The sequence below is a fragment of the Tenacibaculum jejuense genome, from assembly GCF_900198195.1.
GTDB lineage: Bacteria > Bacteroidota > Bacteroidia > Flavobacteriales > Flavobacteriaceae > Polaribacter > Polaribacter jejuensis.
The window spans coordinates 772,488-793,290 of the sequence record NZ_LT899436.1; the positions used below are offsets into that span (position 1 = coordinate 772,488).

Consider the following 20,803-nt stretch of genomic DNA (forward strand, 5'->3'; position numbering starts at 1 on the left):
CAAAGTGTTACAAATGTAGTATTTTAGAACTGTCTTCCAATAATAAAATGTGTTTGCCAACCAGATTTTTGTGAAAAGCCTGGTAACGGATCAAACCCATGGGCAAAATCAATACCAAGTAAACCAAAAGCAGGCATAAATATACGTACTCCTAATCCAGCTGAACGCTTTAACTCAAACGGGTTAAATGTACTAAAATTGTCGTAAGCATTACCAGCTTCTAAAAATCCTAATGTGTATATAGATGCAGAAGGCTTATCTGTAATAGAATATCTTAATTCTAGTTGAAATTTATTATAAATAGATCCTCCATCTACAGAAGATAAACTATTGTTTTCATAACCACGTAAACCTACGATTTCTCTACCATCTAATTGTCCTTGAGCAATTCCATCACCACCAACAAAATAACGTTCTACAGGTGTTAAACCAAGTTCATCATTATATGAACCTAAGAAACCAATTTCAAAATTAGACATTAATACTAATTTCTTAGCTAAAGCAGTATACCATTTTCCTTTTGCAGATAATTTATAGTATTCTAACCATTTGAAACGATCTGCTAAAAAATCTTGTTGCTCAGTCGGTGTTAAACCTTCAGGTTCATCTGATAAGTCTTTACCATTAATTAAAGAGTAAGGTAAAGTAGCTTTTGCTCTTATAGAAAACTCTGATCCATAAGTAGGGAAAATTAAACTTGGTCCGGCAGAATTACGACTTAAAACTGCTGTATATGATAAATTATTTAAGTTTCCATTATTTAAGATTGCGTTTGACGAACCTACTCTATAAGGGAAATTATTTAGTCCAATTCTTTGGTAACTTATACTTTGAGATAATGAAAAGAAATCATCTGGCCATTTTAAACGTTTACCTAAGCCTAAAGTAGCTCCAAAAATATCTAAGCTCTGACTTCTATCAACTTGTCTAGTCTGGAAATTGAATCTAAACTGATTTGAGTAGAATATAGAGAAAGATAACGATTGTGGTTTTTTACCTCCTAACCAAGGTTCAGTAAATGAGAAACTATAAGTACTATTTGTTCTACTAGCTTGTAAACGTAAAGATAAACTTTGTCCATCTCCCATAGGAAGAGGTTTATAAGCATCTTTATTGAAAATATTTCTTATCGAGAAGTTGTTAAATGACAAACCTAATGTACCAATAAAAGATCCACCACCAAATCCACCTTGAAGTTCAATTTGGCTACCACCTTTTTCAACTACAGAGAATTCAATATCTGCGGTTTTATTAGCATAGTCTGGTTTTACATCAGGAGTAACATTAGTATCAAAGAAACCTAATTGACCTATTTCACGAATAGAACGTATAATGTTCTGTCTACTGAATAAATCTCCAGGTTTAACTCTAAGCTCTCTGTAAATTACATGATCATTCGTTTTATCATTTCCTACAACAGTTACTTTACCTATTGTTGCAGGCTCATCTTCTCTAATTCTAATTTCTACAGTGATAGAGTCATTTTTTACTTTAGTTTCAACTGCATTTACAGAAGAAAATAAATAACCGTTATTATGATAAAGTGATTGAATGTCTTGAGAGTCTGGTGTACCATCTCCAGAAATCCTTTCTTTCAATACTTTACCATTGTATACATCTCCTTTTTCTATTCTCAAGAAACGATCTAAGAATTCATCATTGTATTTTTTATTTCCAACAAAAATGATATCGGCAAATCTATATTGTCTTCCTTCTTCTAATTCAATTTCTAAATTAATTGTATTGTCATCGTTCCAAGTCAAACGATCTTCTAAGATTCTAGCATCTCTATAACCAAGTTCACTATAGGTCTCTAAAACTTTTTCTAAATCTTCTTTAAAATCATCTTCAATATATTTTGAAGATTTCCAAAAACGACCTAAAAATTTTCTTTTTGTATTTTTCATAGCACCTCTCAACTTACCATCAGATAGTGCTTTGTTTCCTACAAAATCAATATTTTTAATTTTAATACGATCACCTTTATCAATATGAATAAACATATCAACTACGTTTGTATCAGTGGTGTCTTTTTTCGTTGTTAAAGAAACTTTAGTTTTTAAATAACCCTTGTCGGTATATTTTTTCTTGAAGTAATTTCTCGTAGTTACGATTAAGTTGTCTGTTACTTGAGTTCCTTTTCTCAGCTCAGCTTCTTTTTGAAGATCTCTTGCCTTAGATTTACTAACTCCTGTTATCTTGATGTCGTTAAGTTTTGGTAATTCGACTACATCAAATTGAAGATATACAGTTTCACCATCAATTTTAGATAAATAAACATCAACTTCGCTAAACTGTTTACTATCGTATAGTTTTTTTATCGCACTAGTTAATTTGTCACCAGGTAATTTAACAGGTTGCCCAACTAATAACCCTGTGTATACTTTTACAGTTTCTTCACTAAATTTTTGAAGTCCAGTTACTGTAATTCCTCCTAAGATATATTGTTTTCCTCTCTCGTAATTTATTTTACCTTTAGTATCCTTAGTATTAGGATTAATAGTGTCTTTTGGTGTATCTTGAGCGTTAGCTATAGCCGTTAAAGCAATAAAAAAAACTGTAAAAAATAAATTTTTATACATTGGTATCAATCTGTTCACTTGTCTTTCCAAATCTTCGTTCTCTGTTTTGATAGTCTATAATTGCGTCGAATAAATGCTCTTTTCTAAAGTCAGGCCAAAGTGTTTCAGTGAAATATAATTCCGCATAGGCCATTTGCCATAACAAAAAGTTGCTTATTCTTTGTTCCCCACTTGTACGTATCATTAAATCAACGTCGGGCAAATTAAATGTATATAAATGACTATTTATAATTTTTTCATCAATTTTTTTTATGTCAATTTCGTTATTAACAACTTTTTTAGATATGTTTTTGATAGCATTAACAATTTCTTCTCTACTACCATAACTCAGTGCAAATGTTAGAGTTATTTTAGAATTATTGCTAGTTTCTTCAATTACTTCGTTAAGTACTTTTTGGGCTTTTTTAGGTAGTTGATCTACAGCTCCTATGCTATTAACTTTAATATCATTTTTATGAAAATCGGGAATTTCTTTCTTTAAAGAAGTGATAAGTAAGCTCATTAGAGCATCAACTTCAAGTTTAGGTCTATTCCAGTTTTCTGTAGAAAAAGCATATAAAGTAATAAATTTTGAGCCTATTTCGCTAGCAGCAGCTACAGACTCACGGACAGCGGTTAAAGCATTTCGATGTCCAAAAACACGTTGCATTCCCTTTTTTTTAGCCCAACGACCATTACCGTCCATAATTATAGCGATATGATTAGGAATTCTATTTAAGTTAATGCGTTGTAGTTTTTCACTCATAAATTATTCTGATCGGCATAACATGCAGGCCTTCCAAAAGTATACACTATAGAAAAACCAGCAAACGTGTAAAAATCATTTCCATTACCTCCAAAGTCAAGGACTGGTATGTCATTAACTGTATAATCTAAATCATCATCAAAAGTAAGTCGAACTGCGACCTCTAACCCGTATGCTAAATGATCTGATATTCTTCCTTTAACACCAACTCCTACTGGTATAGCGTAAGAGAATTTGTTGGTAAATAAAATTTCTGTTCCTTGTTGTCTATCTGGACTTTGATAATTATTTGCAGCAACTTGTGCTAAAATATATGGAGTAAATGATTGTTCTCTTATTCTAATATTATAATCGAAGAAATTGAATTCAAGTCCAACTGCTAGTTCATGTATAGTATTGGATATACTAAAGTTTCTTTGTTGACGAAATAAATTATCTGAATCTATATCTGCAGCTGATACTGGGATGTAATTATAATTACCGCGAATAGCTATTCGTGGGTTTAAATTATACTTGTAAACAAGCCCCCCCGCTATTTGGTTAGGGGATACGTAATTGCTTGCTCCGATGTCTCCAATAATATTAGATCCACCTAAGAAGAAGCCAACTTCGTGAATTTGCGAAAACGAAATACTTGAAAAACAAGTTAATAATAATGTAAAAATATACCTTTTCATCTCTTGAAAGCGTGCAAATATATGGAATTGAATTTGCTTTAAAAAGTTAATAATCTGTCTTTTTTGATTAACTTCCTTTTTAGAGATTTATTGTGAAAGTTTATGTTAAACAACTTACTTATTTCGAGTGTCTTCACCCCAGAGTAATTTTTGACGAAGTGTTTTTAAATAAGACTGATTCTCTAACAAAATAGTTTTTACAGTAAAAGGAGCTTTCTGAATTTGAACTATAGTTTCTTGAGGAACAGTAGCTATTCTTGAATCTAGAGAGATTAAAAAATCTTTTTCTCGAGCACTAACTTCTAGTTGAATATTCGTTTTTTCAGGAATTATTATTGGTCTTGCATTTAAATTATGAGGAGCAATTGGTGTAATTACTAAACTTGTTGAATCTGGTAAAATTACAGGTCCGCCACAACTTAATGAATAACCAGTTGAACCTGTTGGTGTAGATATAATCAGTCCATCAGCCCAATAATTTGTTAAGTATTCTTCATCCAAATACGTTTTTATACCAATCATAGAAGTTGTATTTCTTCTTGCTATAGTAACTTCGTTTAGTGCAAAATTTAGTTCTGAGAAAGTTTCGGTTCCTGGATTAGTTTGTATTTGTAGTAAAGATCTCTCTTGTAGACTGAACTTACCTTCCATTATAGAGGCTATAGCTTCTTTAATTTCTTTCTTTTGAATTGTAGCTAAGAAACCTAGTCTTCCGGTATTGATTCCTAAAATAGGAATGTTTAAGTTTCTGATATAAGTTACAGCTCTTAAAATAGTCCCATCTCCACCAACAGTAAATAACATGTCAAAAGAATCAGATAAATCATTAAAATGTGAGAAAACAGGATACTTTTTACTTAAAACCTCATGTGAAGTAAGTAAATTATAATATTCCTCCTCTATAAAAATGACGATATTATGTTTTTCCAAACATTTAATAAGAGTTTTAACCTCTTTTTCTGCATTCAACGAATACGATTGCGCGTATATAGCTACTTTTTTCAATTTTTCTAATTGTTATTCTTGGTTAGGGGGATTACATATCTAAGTATTTTCTTAGATAGTTTGCTCTGTCTTTAAGTTCTTCAAGATAAGAATCATCTTCATGTTGCGATATCACACTGTAATCATATCTTCTAAATGTTTGAATAATCTCATTCATTTCTTCAGAAGAAAGTTTTATTGTTATTTCTACATTGTCTGCGGTTTCTTTAGATACATAGAGTCCTAAAAGTTTTGCCTTGTTACTTTCTACAATTTGAGAAACTTGACTCATAGAAAAATCTGATTTAGATTTAGCAACAATTAATGTTTCATTATTTTGATGCATGAATGGACTATCTACAAATACATCTAAAATATCACGTAAATCGTAGTATCCAGCATAATTTTGTTCCTCGTCTAAAACAGGAATTATATTACAATCATTTTCAGCAAACAATGTAATTAGTTCTAATAATGTTGTTTTAGTGTTGGTATGAAATTGATGTAATAAGTGTGTGTATTCGCCTAACTCAGCATCTTTTTTTTCTATAGTTTGAATATCATCTTCAGCAAAACAGCCTACAAGTTTATTGTTATCAACAATTGGAATATGAGTTATAGGTAAATCTTTACATAAATCGTTGGCAATAAGAACAGAATCTTTTAATGTTAGTGCCTTAATTTCTTTGAGGATATAATCAGTAATATTCATTATTACGAATATAGTTTAAAAACTTTTAATACGTTATTTTTGTACTCTTAAAATACAACAATGACAAAGTTAAGTGTAAATATTAATAAAATTGCTACGTTACGTAATTCTAGAGGGGGAAATATTCCTAATTTGTTAAAAGTAGCTTCAGATATTCAAGATTTTGGAGCGAATGGAATAACAGTGCATCCAAGACCAGATGAAAGGCATATAAAATATCAAGATGCTTATGATTTAAAACCTGTTGTAGTTACAGAATACAATATAGAAGGAAATCCTATACAAAAGTTTAAAGATTTAGTGCTAGAAATTAAGCCTACTCAAGTAACTTTTGTGCCAGATGGAGAAGATGTTTTAACTTCTAATGCAGGTTGGGATACAATTAAACATCAATCATATTTAAAAGATATTATTGCTGAGTTTAAAGAAGCAGGGATTCGAACTTCTATTTTTATAGAAACAGATTTAAACCTAATCGAAGCTGCTGCTACTACAGGAACAGATAGAATAGAGTTGTATACCGAAAATTATGCTGCGGAGTATGTAAAAGGGAACAAAGAAGCAATACAACCTTATGTAGAAGCGGCTAAATTAGCTGTTGATTTAGGATTGGGTATTAATGCAGGACATGATTTGAATTTAGAAAATATAAAATATTTCAAGCAGAATATACCTAATTTGGCTGAAGTTTCTATAGGTCATGCTTTAATTTCTGAGAGTATTTATTTAGGGATTGAAAACGTAGTAAATTTATATTTAGATCGTCTTAAATAATGAGTGAGATTTTACATAGTAAAATAGTAGGTGAAGGAAAACCGTTGTTGATTTTACATGGTTTTTTTGGAATGGGTGATAATTGGAAAAGTCATGCAAATAAGTTTGCTGAAGATGGTTTTCAAGTACATTTAATTGATCAAAGAAATCATGGTAGAAGTTTTCATTCAGATGAGTTTAGTTATGAATTATTAGTTGAAGATTTACTAAATTATATTCAGGCACATACTCTTGAGAATGTTTACCTATTAGGACATTCTATGGGAGGTAAAACTGCAATGTTGTTTGCTACTGAACACCCTGAATTTATTCATAAATTAATTATAGCAGATATTGCTCCGAAAGAATATCCGCCTCATCATCAAGATATCATCAAGGCTCTAGAATCTGTAGATTTTCAGATACAAAATTCTAGAAGGTTAATTGATGAAAAGTTAAGTGAGTTAATTTCTGAAGTAGGTGTGCGTCAATTTATTCTTAAAAACACATACAGGAAAACAAAAGATCAACTGGCTTTTCGTTTCAATCTTAAAGCACTATCTGAAAATTATCATGAAGTAGTGAAACCTTTACCCTCATCTACAGTTTTTAATGGTGAAACTCTATTTCTAAGAGGAGAAAAATCAGGTTATATTTTAGATGAAGACAGTTTTTTAATTAAAGCACATTTTCCTAATTCAGAAGTAGAAACAATATCAAAAGCTGGGCATTGGCTACATGCTGAAAACCCTTCAGAATTTTATACAAAAGCGATAAATTTTTTAAAATAAAATAACCTTGGCATTAGCCAAGGTTATTACCGAAAAGTGCCCAGGGGGCGGACAAGGAAATTTAACTTCGTAAGTTTTCTCTTCTTTCTATTCTATCTTCATTCATTTCCTTAAAATCTTCTTTCAATTCAATTTTAGTAGCAGTTATATCTGCTTCCATCGTTTTAGCAAAATCATTTAATAACTTAGAATTAGTCATTAGTTTTCGTTTACCTGATGCTTTTATATTAGAAAAATTGAAAGCTTTAATTTTCTTGTAAATTTCTTTTTGTCGGTTGGTTCGTGCAATCTGTGTCTCTAGGTCTCTTTTATCGTCTCTTAAATCTCTTCTATCGTCTTTAGTGTCACGTTTTTCGTCACGTAATTCTTTTCTATTTTGTACTGTGTTTCTTCTTAAAGCGTTACGTTTAGTTCTTTTTAATTCTCTTTTTGAGTTTCTTAACTCGATTTTACTCTGCTTTAATTCAACTCTATTTTGATTTATTTTACGTTCACTTTGTTTAATTTCTCTTTTCATGTCTGAAAGAATATCAGCCTTCAATAAATTAACACGTTTTGTTTCGTGACCTATAAAGGCTTCTTCAAAAGCTATAATTTTCTTCTTAAATACTTCGAGTTGATGTATATCCTTTTTTAATTGTTGTTTTCCAGTAACAACAGCATATTTATTATCAAAACGTTCCTTTTTATCACCTAAGTTTTGTGCACTTACCAGTAAAGAAGTAAGCGATAAAAACATTACTATGCTCATTTTTAATGTCTTCATAATTCTGTGTTTTGTTATTAAGACAGTAAAAAGCTAAAAAGGTTTAAAAGAGGGATGAAAATTATTAAATAAAAATATTGTAGATGTTGTCGGAATCTAATTCGAATACGTTTCCTTCAATTATTAAATTTGTGATTTCAACTTTTGTTTTGCAGCAGCCACCAATTTCTTTTAAATCAGCATTAGCAGATATTTCTAATATGTTTTCAGAAGATAATTCTATCTTATAGCGTATGGTTTTTGATTCTTGAAAAAATTCATACACAGAAAAAGTTCCAGAACTCATGTAATATGATTCAAGAACATTGCTTGGGTTGTTGATATCTATAAACTTAATATCGTTTTCCTCAAAAGTGTTATTTAAGATTAAATTTTCTTTGGTGTCTTTATCAAGTAATCTGAAATTAAAGTCAAAAGAGTTATTACAAACAAAAACATTGTCTATTGTATCGTCACAATCTCCATTTGAATTACAAGACTGTAGTGTAATAATTGCAAGCAGTAAAAATAACTTTTTCATCTAAATAGTTTTTATTATCTATTTACATAGATAACAAAGACAGATAAAGGTTGCGTGATTTTACTGTTAAAAAATATTTATTGTTTTTCTTTAGAGAGTTTCTTTTGATAACGACCTTGAACGATATCAGTTACAATTAATACAGCAATAACAAAATAAAATGTAGTTTTACTCATCGGCTCTACAGGATTGCCAAATAACTTAATGTGCGCTAAATGTCCTCCTTCTGTAACTAGCATTATTCCTACAATTAATAAAATAAATAGTCCTAATACTTCATACATTCTGTTTTTTGCTAAGAATTTAGATATTCTGTCAGCTAAAACTAACATTAGTAAACCACTAATCACAATAGCGATGGCCATTACAATAAAAGCAGTAGTTGAGTTTTTTATACTACTAGTTAAACCTATTGCAGCTAATATAGAATCAAAAGAAAAAACAAGATTCATAATTACAATACTAACGATTGCAGCATTTGCAGTTTTCTTTCCATTTCCTTCTGCTTCCGGATCATGATTTAAATCTTTAATAGAAATCATATGCCATATTTCTTTAATAGCGGTGTAAATAATAAAACCACCACCTATCAATACTATTATGCTGTGTCCGTTGAAAGAAAATTCTACAATATCTTTTGCACCACCTGTTAACCAAGCAAATGGAGTTTGGAAAAAGTCTATAATTGAAATTAAAACGAAAAGCAATACAATTCTTAAACCGATAGCAATTAGAATCCCTGTTTTACGAACTCTTTTTCGATCTGCTTCTGGAGCTTTTTTAGATTCTAGAGAAATATATAATAAGTTATCAAATCCTAGAACGGCTTGTAAAAAAACAAGCATTAAAAGCGTAAAGATGATTCCTAACATAATAAGTAAAGCTTTTTATTTTTTCGGCTAATTTATAGTAATTTAAAAAAGTGATCAAATATAATTTTAGAATTTTGTTCAACAAAAAACGAGACGAATAAACATATTGTCTATTGTCTCGTTGCCCCCCGTCCTTAAAAAGTTGGGAAAACTTCAAGGAATTTTTTTATCTATTTTTTGAATAATTGATTTAATATTTTCATCTAAAGTTTGTTTTTCGCTGTAAAACTTTTCAAAAACAAATACTATTGCTTTGGCTATTTTAATATTGTTTCTTTTTCCAGAATATACCTTCTGTATGGTTTCTAAAGAAAAATTTTCACCTTGTTGTAATAAATAATCTTTTACTTTTTCTCTATACTTTGGAGGTTTAATTTTTTCTAATTCTTTTCGTTGCAAATCTGTTATCATAAAAACTTTACATGTTTCTAAATTTTAAAAAGTACTTTACTCTATATTTGTACGAGTTTTGTACTAACTACATTACAAATTTATAAACAAAATTCTAAAAACAAAAACAAAATTCTAATTATTTAGAAAAAAGTTATTTCTATGAGCGATTTTATTGACGAAACATACAAAAGAGTTGAAGAGATAATCGTTTTTAAAAATATGAATATCAGTTCTTTTGAGGAAAAAATAAAAGTTTCTAATAATTCGATTGGTACTGCAATACGAAGAAAAGCTTCTTTTAAAAGTAATGTTTTAAACAAAATTCTAAATTCTTTTCCAGATATCAATCCTACATGGTTGCTTACAGGTCGAGACGATATGTTACTAAAAAACATAGCTGTAGTTGGTGTTAACGAGCCAGAGGAAACCTATAATTCAAAGAACACTTCTGAGTTAAAAAAAGAATTAATTCATCTACTTACTGAAAATGATGAAGTTAAGAGTGTTTTAATTGACCAAGTACAATCTTTACTACATCAAAAAAAATAGAAAATCGTTTTTGTAAAGAAGGAATTATTAGGTTTTAGATTTTTTTCTTTTTTCATTCAATAAAACTCTTGGTTCTCAACAAGAAAAGTGTTAATTTTGCACCCAATTTTTTAAGAAGAAATACGTAACATGAACATTACAAAAGAAAATATAGATGCGTTAAACGCCGTTGTAAAAGTTGATATTGTAGCTGAAGATTATAAAGATAAGGTTACCGAGGTTCTTAATGATTATAGAAAAAAAGCTAACATTCCTGGTTTTAGAAAAGGTCATGTGCCAATGGGAATGGTTAAAAAGCAATACGGTAAATCTGTAATGATTGATGAAGTAAATAAACTTTTACAAGAAAGTTTAAATAAGTTCTTAGTTGAAGAGAAATTAGATATTCTTGGAAATCCATTACCTATTGTAAAAGATGATTTTTCTTGGGATACAGATCAGTTTTCTTTTGAGTTCGAATTAGGTTTAGCTCCTGAGTTTGACGTAGATTTAAAAGGTAAAAACAAAATTAAAGAATACAAGATTGTTGCAACTGACGAATTAATTGATAAGGAGGTAGAAAACATTCAAACTCGTTATGGAAAGTTAATCGCTCAGGAAGTTGCTGAAGAGCATTCTAATGTTACAGGAACTTTTGTTAACGAAGAAAAAGGAATTAACAAAAAGTCGACTTTCTTAGTAAATGATTTAAAAGGAAAGAAAAACGAAAAGAAATTAATCGGAGCTAAAGCTGGTGATGTTATTGAATTAGATACGAAGAAGCTTTTCGAAGAAGATTTCAAATTACAACAAGTTTTAGGTGTTTCTAATGAAGATGCTAAAGATTTAGATGTAAAAGTTACTTTCACTGTAGAAGAAGTTAACAAAACTGAGTTAGCAGAATTAGATCAAGATTTATTTGATAAATTATTTGCTGATGGTAGCGTTAAAACTGTTACTGAGTTAAAAGATAAAATTAAGGAAGATGCTGAAAAGCAATTCCAACAGCAAGCAGATCAACAATTATTAAATGCTGTTACAGAGCATTTAATTGAGAATACTAAGTTTGATTTACCTGAAACATTCTTACAAAAGTGGTTACAAACTGCAGGAGAAAAAGAATTAACTTTAGATGAAGCTAAAGAAGAGTATACAAAATCAGAAAAAGGTTTACGTTACCAATTAATCGAAGGAAAGATTATGAAAGATAACGGAATCAATTTAGAGTATGCTGAGTTATTAGACTACGCTAAAGGATTTATTAAGGCTCAAATGGCTCAGTTTGGAAACATGAATCCAGAAGAGGAAGAGTTAAATAATATCGCTGGTAGAGTATTATCTAATCAAGAAGAAGCTCAACGTTTACAAACGCAATTGCTTTCTCAAAAACTTTTAGGTTTCTTTAAAGAAAACATGAAGTTTAAGAGTAAAGAAGTTTCTTACGAAGATTTCATAAAAGAAGTTTACAAATAAGAATATAATAATAAATCAAAAAGCGAGATGTTCACATCTCGCTTTTTTTATGAGTAAACTTTAATTACAGGAATTCAAAATATAATAAAAGTAATGCTATAGTGTCGAAGAAACCGTGTATAGCAATATTTAACCATAAATTATATTTGTGTTTGTAAAATATAAAAGATAAGATGGCTCCCAAAATCCCTGTTACTATTTGACCTGTGATTCTTTGATACGAATGTAACATTCCAAATAAAAATCCGAATAAAAGGATATTTAGAGTTAAGCTCAATTTACCTTCTCCAAAGAGCTTTACGAATTGTTTCATAAAGTAACCTCTCCAAACAATTTCTTCACCAAAAGCAGCAGAAATCCATACAAAAACTAGTGAAATTATTAAGAGCGAAGGATTATTTTTAATTGAATCAAAATCTGAAAAATCTATAGGCTGTTTCGTTAAATAAGTTACTCCAGGAAGTAACACGAAATAATATAAAGTAAAAAGTCCAATAGCATACAAAGGAGCTTTAATTAATAAGTTATTCAACTTAAAATCTTTTGTATTGAAGCCTAACGATTTTAAGAATTTAGATTTGAATTCTATATAGCTAACTAGAAATACAAATAATGTCGCTATAATGATTTCGAAGTATTCAATGTTTAGCGGAAGTTTCCAAAAAATAAAAAGGAAAATAATTGATAGGATTGGTAATAATTTTGATTTAAATAGTGAAATATTCATGATTTGTATTTGTTATTTTCGATAACAAAGAAAAATCAAAAACAACAGCTCAACCTCTAATTTCATTGAGGTTTTACTGAATGGTAGTAAAATAATTACTGAATAAACATTAATTATTAAGCTTATTTTCGAACCAAATCATAAACTCTTTCTTTTTATATCTGCTAATTATTAATTCTGATAAATTTTTATCTGAAGGATTTGGTGTTAACGATAAAATTAATTTCCCATTTTGTGCAGAAATAATTTCTTGAACAGCATTGATATGAACAATAACTTGTCGGTTTACTCTAAAGAATAATTGCTCATTTAATATTGCTTCTAGTTTCTGAAGTGTAAATTCAGTAATAATAGAGTCATTATTGTTTTTTACTAAGTAAACGATCTTTTCTTGGCTATAGAAGTAGGCAATTTCAGAATAAGAAATTATCGAGGTTTTTCCGTTTTTCTTTACTATTAATTGACCTTGAGTTACATTAAACTTATGGAGTTTATATATTTTTTCTCCGTAAAGTAAAGCTATAGCAATAATACTCAACAATAAAGTAATAAGTAAACCAACAAAATAATAGTAGAAGAGAAATTCTTCTTTGGCAACTAAAATAGCTAATAAATAAAAGGGAAGATAGATTAATGTTATATATCCTAAAGTAGAAAAAACATAACGAAAAATAGTGGGCCAGTTAATGGTTTTGAATAATTGTTTTCTTTCAAAATACTTGAAATTTCGATCAGCTATAATTCCAATTAGAGTTCCAATAAGGATAGAAATAATAGTAGATATTACAGGGAAATCGTAACCTTCATCTGCATCATAATTAGTTAAATGACTAGTGAAAACTGAAAGTACTGTTAGAATGAGTAAATTTCTAATAGTCGTAATATTTCTTTTGTAGTAGCTTAAAACTTTTTCTCTAAAAAGCATAAAAAGAGCTTTTGTATTATTGCTTTTCTAAAAAGGAAATATCCATCCAATAGTTATTGTAATTTTCATCATCTACTTTTATTAAGATTTGATCTTTTACCTTACTTCGTGGATCTTCCCAGATATGTTCACTAAGAAAAATATAGCTTTCATTTGTCTTTTTATCTATCCATTCAGCCTCTATGATATATGGCGATTTTTGATTCAATGCTAAAGATTGATTTACATATACTTGAGTAACATCTGCTACTATAATTTTTGTGAAATTTTTAGAATTCCTTTTCATAAAAATATCAACGGCAACGTTCCATGCTAACATAAAGCCAACAACAGCAGGTAAAATCCCAATAGCTCCAAGAATAATAGCAACACCCCAAAAATCAAAGAAAAAACTAGTTATTTTACCATCTTCACTTTTACCTTTTATGTAACGAACAGTAACTTCATCGCCAACCTCATCGGTAACGAATGATGAAGAACTACAAGATCTGATATAAACAGTTTTATTAGTATTATCTTTAAAATAAACATCTGTATAATACGTAGTTTGGTCTGAACTCGAACTGGAGTAATTAGAAGTAAACCCATAAACATATCCTTTCACTTTTACAGAGTTATTAATAAAGTTGATATTATTAATAACTTGTCTTATGGAAAAGTATAAAAGAGTTATACCCACTAAAAATGGTATGCAGTTAATAATGTTAACTGTTGTGTTTTTACTTGACAATTTAAAAAATGATATTAACTGTAAATTACATCAAATTGATAAACAGGATCTTCATTCTCAAATTCAAAAATTTTAGAATAATCCATTACATTTTCGATGTTATCTAGTTTACATAAGTAGGCAACAACGGCACACAAGCCATTAAATAAATTGTCTTTATGTGTTGGGTTTTCTGGTTTTTTGTTATAGTGACAAAGAGGTACAACAAATCCACAAGCTTCTAAAAAGATTTTTTCAATGCGTAAAAGTTCTAAAGGAGTATAACCATTAAATTTTCTTCCCAATCTTTGGTGAACTCTACCCACATAACTTAATTCTGTGGAACCGTGTTCATCCGATAAATGTTTCCAACTATCATGGTTGTCTAAAATATTACCTACTGCACAAGCCGAGCAACATTCAGGATTTAACTCATTATTATGAAAGGCATTGTATAATTTTATTAAAGCTTGTTCTAAACGTTTAGGAGTTTCCATCTACATTATATTTATCAACTTTAAATATACAAAATATTGGTTGTACCTTTGCGGAAATTAAGTTAAATGACAGCTTTCGAAGATTTAGATTTATCAAATCCACTAAGAAACTCAATAGCCGATTTGGGTTTTTCTCATCCCACACCTATTCAGGTAGAAGCCTTTCCAGTAGTAAGGTCAGGAAACGATGTTGTTGGAATAGCTCAAACAGGTACAGGAAAAACGTTTGCCTATATTTTACCAATTTTAAGAGATTTAAAATTCTCAAAGCAGCTAAATCCAAGAGTTTTAATTTTAGTGCCAACTCGCGAACTTGTTTTACAGGTTGTAGAAGAGATAGAAAAACTAGCTAAATATATTACATTAAGAGTTTTAGGAGTTTACGGAGGTGTGAATTTAAATAGACACAAGCAAGCAGTTGCCGAAGGATGCGATATTATTGTTGCTACTCCAGGTAGATTATATGATTTAGCTGTTAGTAAGGTTTTAAAGTTAAAATCAATTCAGAAATTAGTAATTGATGAAGTAGATGTAATGTTAGATTTAGGATTTAGATTTCAAATCCTAAATATTTTTGATCTACTACCTGTTAGAAGACAAAATATTATGTTTTCGGCGACGATGACCGAAGATGTTGAAGCTTTAATTGATGATTTCTTTATTGCACCAAAAAAGATTGCCATAGCTGTAAGTGGAACACCGTTAGATAATATAGAACAGTCTGCTTATGAAGTTCCTAATTTTTATACCAAGATTAACCTAATTAATTACTTACTTTTTGATAAGAATGAGTTTCATAAAGTTTTAATATTTGCACCTAATAAAAGAAATGCAGATCGTATTTTTAACTTATTAGAAGAAGAATTTCCTGGACACAACTGTGTAATCCATTCAAATAAGACTCAAAACTATAGAATTAAGTCTATAGAAAACTTTAATGAAGGAAAACATAGAATTTTAATAGCAACAGATGTAATTGCTCGAGGTTTAGATTTACAAGAGATTTCGCATGTAATTAATTTTAATCCAACTCAATATGCAGAAAATTACATGCATAGAATTGGTAGAACAGGTAGAGCAGAGCATAAAGGTAAATCTATTTTGCTAAGTACTCCTAAAGAGCAAGAGGCGAAAACTAGGATTGAAGAATTGATGAATTATGAGATTCCTAAACTAGCGATTCCAGAACAGGTTGAGATTTCTAATCAATTGACAGAAGAAGAAAGACCTAAAGAAGATAAATCTCAATCTAATAACAGAACGTCACAAGAGTACGTTCCTGGGCCAGCTTTCCATGAAAAGAAGGATAAAAATAAAAAAGTAAACCTAGGAGGTAGTTATCGAAGAGAGATTGCAAAAAAATACAAGAAACCTAAAACAAGAGGAGACAAGAATTTCAATAAAAGAAATAAAAAGAAATAATGCAGGCACTTACAGAACAAGATTTACATAATTTAGCAATGAATTTTGTAGGGAAAAAGTTGCAGGAAATGGGGTATGAGTTTGTAGCAGTAAATAGTAAACTCAAAAAATATCCTCAATTTGTATTATTTAAAAAAGGTGAACCTACAATTTTTGTAATTGTAAAAGCTACCAAGAATTTACAAAATCCTAATGATTATGACACAATTTGGATAGAAACATTTTTAGCACACGCAAAAAAGATGAATGCCAAAGTTTGGTATGCGGGAGTAGGTATAGCAAATGCGGAAAGTGTTGATTTACCGGTTTTTAAAGATCAACCGTATTATTTTGCTTTTGATGATTTTCTGAAATTATGATATTGATAATCAGTATAATGCAGAATATGTAAAATTTATGTCCATTTATAACAATTTCTAAACATTTAATACAAAATAGGAAAAAACCTTTAAAAAAACGCAACCTTCTGTGTATCTTTGTATTGGGATTATTTTAAATTATTAACTATCATGGGGAAATTATTACTTAAGAGAGTTAGTGGTTTTTTTAAAAGTTTATTCGGATTATTAGCAGACTTCGGGAGTGGAGCGAGCTATGCTTTAAGAAATTAAAAGAAAAACCGTTAACGGAGACACTTATTACGGGCTAAGTAATAAGTGTTTTTTTATGCCCTAATAATTTAATGAAACAATTACTACAAGAGATTAAAAATTGCAAAATTTGTAAAGATTTTATAGCACCTAGACCAGTTGTTGAAGCGAGTGTAGACTCTAAGATTATTATTATTGGTCAAGCTCCAGGAACCAGAGTTCACGCCACAGGCATTCCTTGGAACGATCCTAGTGGTAAACAATTGCGAAAATGGTTGAATGTTACAGATGAACAATTTTACAATACATCGCTTTTTGGAATAGTACCAATGGGGTTTTGTTATCCTGGAAAAGGAAAATCAGGAGATCTTCCTCCAAGAAAAGAGTGCGCGCCTGAGTGGCATCAACGATTATGGGACAAAATGCCTAATGTTGAATTAGTACTACTAATAGGTATGTACGCACAAAATTATTATTTAAAGGATAAAGCAAAACGAACATTAACTGAGACAGTAAATAATTATGAAGAATATTTACCAGATTATTTCGTGTTGCCTCATCCATCGCCAAGGAATAGATTTTGGCTTTCTAAAAATCCTTGGTTTGAAAAATTTGTTGTTCCAGAATTAAGAAATAAAGTTAGCCAAATTCTTATTTAAAAAGAATTTGGTGTAATCTGAATCTTCAAAAATTTCTGGGATCAAAATTTCTTGTAAAATACATTTATCAAGAATGAAAGAGAATACTTTTTCTTGTAATTGATTTTTAGTGTATGTTTTCTGAATGTCTTCATCGCTAAGTAATTCACGGCATAATTCATTTGTGCTCATAGCTTCCTCAAAATAAAAAACTAAATTTTCCCAATCTATAAGTTCAAGTTTTTCGAGTTTGTTTTCTTGTGGGCTTATAAAGCTTAAAACAGAGTTTTCGTTTTCTTCAGAAAATGAAACTGTTGGATTTAATTTGAATTTGGTGTCATATAATATTGAAATATCTTTAGATCTTAAGTAATCATAAACTGTAAAAAGATATTCTTTTCTACGTTCAGAAATTTCAAATCGATTTTCCCAAAGTGAATTTTCTATTCCTTTTCTAGTTATATCTTTATACACTTCAGGATATTCATACATTAACAAGGCTTCTATTTGTTCACAGGCATGTAAAGATCTTTTTGCATATCCTATGGCATGTACATAATTTGTTTGGAAACCAGCAAGATGAAAGTTAGTTAGTTTGGCAAAGTTCGAATCAACATTTTCTAATAAAGGACTAATACCGATATCATTTTTACTAGCTAAAGCATGACCTAATAATTGTTCAAAAATCATATTGAACATACCAACATCTATCTTAGGAAATAAATGTTCATTCTTATGTATCATTTCTAATGCTTTTGAATATAAATTCTTGTAAAAAGTTATGTCATTCCCTCCAATAACTCCTGCATTAAAAGCTAAAACTCTCTGATTTTGATATAATGAATTTATAATTTCTGTAGGAACAAAATCAAAAATTTTTAAAATCGCATCTAAAGTTTCTTGATAAATAGGGTAGTTGTCTTCAATATTCTGACAGAAAATAGGACTATTAACTTTTGATTCTGGAAATTTTTCCCAAATAAAAACATCAGTGTCTACATGAATGAATGGTTGTTCTTGTAAACTATAGGTGTGAAGTTTTGGAAGTGCCCAAAGATTAGGATTATAATTGTCTAATTCATCTAAGGTAGTGTGGATTTGAGTATAAGGTAAATTTAAAATATCACCCAAAACCTTTTTACCATGTTGATCTGTATATAGTATAATTTCAGAATAATTTTCTTTAAATTTTAAACAACTCAATGCTATACTATAATAAAAGTATTTTTCATCAAGCCATCCACCTTTAAATCTAGCGTTAGGATGGTTGGAGTTTTGTAAGAAAGGTTTAGACCAAAAACTTTGAATAATCATAATAGGTTGTTATTTATTAGAAAAAGAGATGAGTTTAACACTCATCTCAAAAAGTTTTTATGTTTTAATTACACGCTACACAGTAATTAGATGCAAACTGAGGTGCGTAATATTTATAACGTCTGTCTCTTGTACATCCGTTAGCATTAATAACTCCATGCGTACGAGGTACACTGCTTGGACAACAAACAAAAAAGCAACTGTAGTCGTAAGTGCCACTGTATCCTCCAGAAATAGTTTTAGCCTCTTCTTTAGATAAAAGGATAGCTCCTTTTACTTTGTTTAAAAAATTGTTTTTCATTTTTATTTGATTTAAGTTTATACCTACTCGTAAGCTTTTCGGTTTCCGCTATGTAAGATAAAAGTGAACTTTTTAAGACTTTAACTTTTCATTGGTCTGGATTGCGCAATCTATTTTTGAATTGATATATTGAATTAACAATACATTAATTTTGGAGTGTAAATAGATGAGAGTGAAAATGAAATTCCCTAGCAATTCATGTGAAATCAAAACTTCATAAAACTTTCATAACTCTTTTTAGGTTTTTCTAAATAAAACCTATGTGTTTTTAAAATTACAAGAAAAAAACACTAGAAAATACAAGGATTTCTTAAAGTTGGGTACTATCACGTTTTCGTGTTGATAACTTTTTGGCGTGAATATTAGAAAAACGAGTTTGTGCTTTAATAACATAAATGAATTCTTATTTTTAAGAAAAAAAAGAATGGCTAAAATACTCCCGAACTTACCAATAGATAAATTAACCAAAGAAAACGATTATATAGGAATATTAACCAAAGGAGATATCATCAAAAACTTTTTTCTAACTCATAAACATGATTTTAATAGAGTTAAGTTTTTTGCTTTGTATGGAGAATGGGGAAGTGGAAAAAGTACTTTAATGAAATATTTGGAAAAAGAATTAAAAGATTCTTTCAATACTTTTTTCTTTGAAGCCTGGGAATATGAAAGTGATCATAACTTACCAAAATCTTTATTAGAGTTTTTGCATTATAAATCAGATACTAAAGTCGATACCTTTTTTAAGAATGGAGCTAAACTTTTAGAAGGTTTTGCAAGATCAATTACATTTAAAACTCCTGTTTTTAATATTAATTCAGATAAAATTATTCAAAGTGTTGAAGAGAATTCGTTTTTTGAATTGAAACAGCTATTCAAAGAAGAGTTTGAAGCGTGGGAAAGAAGAAATGTAAAGGAGGAAAATGGTGATAAAAAACCAGAATATAATATTGTATTTATAGATGATTTAGATCGTTGTGAACCAGAAAATGTTTTGAATTTATTATCGGCAATTAAATTGTTTTTTACTTACGGGAAGAAAACTATTTTCTTGTGCGGAATAGATAAAAAAGCCGTAGATGAAGCAGTGAAAACTAAATATAAAGATGTAGTGAAAGCAAATGAGTATTTAGAAAAGGTGTTTGATCTTTCTTTTTCAATGCCAAAAGAAAATGATATAAGTAAGCTTGTAAAAGTATATTTTAATGAAGAAGAGTATTCTGATGTAAATTGTAAATCTATAGATTTATCTAATGAAATAGCAGTGTTTCTTAAGGCTTTAAAATTTGAAAACCCAAGGAGAGTAAAAAAGATTTTAAATAAATATTCTTTAATAGATTCTTTGAAAAAGCAAGATAATAAAACTTCTGATTTACCTAATATTATTACTGAGAACTCAGGAACTTTATTTGAAACATTATTGACATTGTATTTATTAATTCTAAAGGAGTTTGAATCACAAATTTTCGATAGTTTTTTAGATTTAATTTTTAAAAAACAAAGTATAAAAATAGCTTTAGAAAACTATTTTAACAAAAGTTCTAATTCGAATGAATTTTTTCGAGAATATTCTAAAATAACAGGTGTGATAATTAATGCAGTAGATAAAGATATCATCAATCAAAAAATTCCAACTTTTGGTTTTAGGGATTTTGCCACCATTTTTTTACCATTTAATTTGAATAGTATCACGCCTAATAGTTTAGATAACTTAGATTTATTTAATACGGGAGTATCTATTAGGGAGAAAAAAATAGACTTTTATTTTTGTGATTTCTTTATAAATGATAGTAGAATATCAAATATTATAAATAATGACCAAAATAACTTCAATCATTCTTTAATGGATTATAAAAGAATGATTGAAGATCTATCGTAATTTAT

23 protein-coding genes are annotated in these 20,803 nt (G+C 29.3%); 8 read left to right on the forward strand and 15 right to left on the reverse strand.

Annotated features, from left to right (window positions below):
* Positions 1-23 precede the first annotated feature (23 nt).
* The 5 genes from bamA to AQ1685_RS03630 form a co-directional block, all read right to left on the reverse strand.
* Positions 24-2,582 (reverse strand): outer membrane protein assembly factor BamA, encoded by a 2,559-nt coding sequence (bamA, locus tag AQ1685_RS03610; RefSeq protein WP_095069542.1) that lies wholly within the window; start codon positions 2,580-2,582, stop codon positions 24-26.
* On the reverse strand, positions 2,575-3,327 hold the full coding sequence (locus tag AQ1685_RS03615) for an isoprenyl transferase (protein WP_095069543.1): 753 nt from the start codon (positions 3,325-3,327) through the stop codon (positions 2,575-2,577). Before AQ1685_RS03615 ends, bamA begins: the two co-directional genes overlap by 8 nt.
* Positions 3,324-4,004 carry a type IX secretion system protein PorG gene (porG, locus tag AQ1685_RS03620; protein WP_095069544.1) on the reverse strand — a complete coding sequence of 227 codons (681 nt, stop codon included), beginning with the start codon at positions 4,002-4,004 and terminating at the stop codon, positions 3,324-3,326. The genes AQ1685_RS03615 and porG overlap by 4 nt, the downstream gene beginning before the upstream one ends.
* Positions 4,005-4,118: 114 nt before the next feature.
* Positions 4,119-5,009 (reverse strand): NAD kinase, encoded by an 891-nt coding sequence (locus tag AQ1685_RS03625; RefSeq protein ID WP_095069545.1) that lies wholly within the window; start codon positions 5,007-5,009, stop codon positions 4,119-4,121.
* Between the two features lie 31 nt (positions 5,010-5,040).
* Positions 5,041-5,700: a CBS domain-containing protein gene (locus AQ1685_RS03630; protein ID WP_095069547.1), complete on the reverse strand. Its 660-nt coding sequence runs from the start codon at positions 5,698-5,700 to the stop codon at positions 5,041-5,043.
* A gap of 60 nt (positions 5,701-5,760) precedes the next feature.
* Between AQ1685_RS03630 and AQ1685_RS03635 the strand changes: the two genes are divergently transcribed.
* Together AQ1685_RS03635 and AQ1685_RS03640 are read left to right on the forward strand one after the other, a co-directional pair.
* Positions 5,761-6,474, forward strand: a complete 714-nt coding sequence (locus AQ1685_RS03635; protein ID WP_095069548.1) for a pyridoxine 5'-phosphate synthase — start codon at positions 5,761-5,763, stop codon at positions 6,472-6,474.
* A complete protein-coding gene (locus AQ1685_RS03640) occupies positions 6,474-7,244 on the forward strand; it encodes an alpha/beta fold hydrolase (RefSeq protein ID WP_095069550.1) in 771 nt (256 codons plus the stop codon). The genes AQ1685_RS03635 and AQ1685_RS03640 overlap by 1 nt, the downstream gene beginning before the upstream one ends.
* A gap of 61 nt (positions 7,245-7,305) precedes the next feature.
* On the opposite strand, the gene AQ1685_RS03645 is transcribed toward AQ1685_RS03640, so the two are convergent.
* The 4 genes from AQ1685_RS03645 to AQ1685_RS03660 form a co-directional block, all read right to left on the reverse strand.
* The gene (locus AQ1685_RS03645; RefSeq protein ID WP_095069552.1) at positions 7,306-8,010 is read right to left on the reverse strand and encodes a hypothetical protein; all 705 of its coding nucleotides are present in this window, start codon (positions 8,008-8,010) and stop codon (positions 7,306-7,308) included.
* 64 nt (positions 8,011-8,074) lie between these two features.
* Entirely contained in the window at positions 8,075-8,530 is a 456-nt protein-coding gene (locus AQ1685_RS03650; protein ID WP_095069553.1) for a hypothetical protein, read from the reverse strand.
* Positions 8,531-8,607: 77 nt separating this feature from the next.
* Complete coding sequence (locus tag AQ1685_RS03655) at positions 8,608-9,402, reverse strand: TerC family protein (RefSeq protein WP_095069554.1); 795 nt, start codon at positions 9,400-9,402, stop codon at positions 8,608-8,610.
* 153 nt (positions 9,403-9,555) lie between these two features.
* Positions 9,556-9,813: a hypothetical protein gene (locus tag AQ1685_RS03660; protein WP_095069556.1), complete on the reverse strand. Its 258-nt coding sequence runs from the start codon at positions 9,811-9,813 to the stop codon at positions 9,556-9,558.
* A 141-nt stretch (positions 9,814-9,954) separates the two neighbouring features.
* Between AQ1685_RS03660 and AQ1685_RS03665 the strand changes: the two genes are divergently transcribed.
* Positions 9,955-10,344, forward strand: a complete 390-nt coding sequence (locus tag AQ1685_RS03665) for a hypothetical protein (protein ID WP_095069557.1) — start codon at positions 9,955-9,957, stop codon at positions 10,342-10,344.
* A 129-nt stretch (positions 10,345-10,473) separates the two neighbouring features.
* On the forward strand, positions 10,474-11,796 hold the full coding sequence (gene tig / locus AQ1685_RS03670; protein ID WP_095069559.1) for a trigger factor: 1,323 nt from the start codon (positions 10,474-10,476) through the stop codon (positions 11,794-11,796).
* Positions 11,797-11,860: 64 nt separating this feature from the next.
* Here the strand turns inward: tig and AQ1685_RS03675 are convergent, their stop codons facing one another.
* The 4 genes from AQ1685_RS03675 to AQ1685_RS03690 form a co-directional block, all read right to left on the reverse strand.
* The gene (locus AQ1685_RS03675) at positions 11,861-12,523 is read right to left on the reverse strand and encodes a CPBP family intramembrane glutamic endopeptidase (RefSeq protein WP_095069560.1); all 663 of its coding nucleotides are present in this window, start codon (positions 12,521-12,523) and stop codon (positions 11,861-11,863) included.
* A gap of 109 nt (positions 12,524-12,632) precedes the next feature.
* The gene (locus tag AQ1685_RS03680) at positions 12,633-13,448 is read right to left on the reverse strand and encodes a LytR/AlgR family response regulator transcription factor (protein WP_095069563.1); all 816 of its coding nucleotides are present in this window, start codon (positions 13,446-13,448) and stop codon (positions 12,633-12,635) included.
* Between the two features lie 16 nt (positions 13,449-13,464).
* The gene (locus tag AQ1685_RS03685) at positions 13,465-14,052 is read right to left on the reverse strand and encodes a DUF3592 domain-containing protein (protein ID WP_095069565.1); all 588 of its coding nucleotides are present in this window, start codon (positions 14,050-14,052) and stop codon (positions 13,465-13,467) included.
* Positions 14,053-14,192: 140 nt separating this feature from the next.
* Positions 14,193-14,654, reverse strand: a complete 462-nt coding sequence (locus tag AQ1685_RS03690) for a Na(+)-translocating NADH-quinone reductase subunit F (protein WP_095069567.1) — start codon at positions 14,652-14,654, stop codon at positions 14,193-14,195.
* A 66-nt stretch (positions 14,655-14,720) separates the two neighbouring features.
* Here AQ1685_RS03690 and AQ1685_RS03695 point away from each other — a divergent pair, with 66 nt between their 5' ends.
* From AQ1685_RS03695 to AQ1685_RS03705, 3 genes are all read left to right on the forward strand, one after another.
* Positions 14,721-16,076 (forward strand): DEAD/DEAH box helicase, encoded by a 1,356-nt coding sequence (locus AQ1685_RS03695; RefSeq protein ID WP_095069569.1) that lies wholly within the window; start codon positions 14,721-14,723, stop codon positions 16,074-16,076.
* A complete protein-coding gene (locus AQ1685_RS03700) occupies positions 16,076-16,435 on the forward strand; it encodes a Na(+)-translocating NADH-quinone reductase subunit F (protein WP_095069571.1) in 360 nt (119 codons plus the stop codon). The genes AQ1685_RS03695 and AQ1685_RS03700 overlap by 1 nt, the downstream gene beginning before the upstream one ends.
* A 323-nt stretch (positions 16,436-16,758) precedes the next feature.
* The gene (locus AQ1685_RS03705) at positions 16,759-17,325 is read left to right on the forward strand and encodes a uracil-DNA glycosylase family protein (protein WP_095069573.1); all 567 of its coding nucleotides are present in this window, start codon (positions 16,759-16,761) and stop codon (positions 17,323-17,325) included.
* Here the strand turns inward: AQ1685_RS03705 and AQ1685_RS03710 are convergent.
* Positions 17,293-18,618 (reverse strand): DUF6734 family protein, encoded by a 1,326-nt coding sequence (locus AQ1685_RS03710; RefSeq protein WP_095069575.1) that lies wholly within the window; start codon positions 18,616-18,618, stop codon positions 17,293-17,295. The genes AQ1685_RS03705 and AQ1685_RS03710 overlap by 33 nt on opposite strands.
* A 64-nt stretch (positions 18,619-18,682) precedes the next feature.
* Complete coding sequence (locus tag AQ1685_RS03715) at positions 18,683-18,919, reverse strand: hypothetical protein (protein WP_095069577.1); 237 nt, start codon at positions 18,917-18,919, stop codon at positions 18,683-18,685.
* A 424-nt stretch (positions 18,920-19,343) separates the two neighbouring features.
* Between AQ1685_RS03715 and AQ1685_RS03720 the strand changes: the two genes are divergently transcribed.
* On the forward strand, positions 19,344-20,798 hold the full coding sequence (locus tag AQ1685_RS03720; protein WP_095069579.1) for a KAP family P-loop NTPase fold protein: 1,455 nt from the start codon (positions 19,344-19,346) through the stop codon (positions 20,796-20,798).
* Positions 20,799-20,803: the final 5 nt, after the last annotated feature.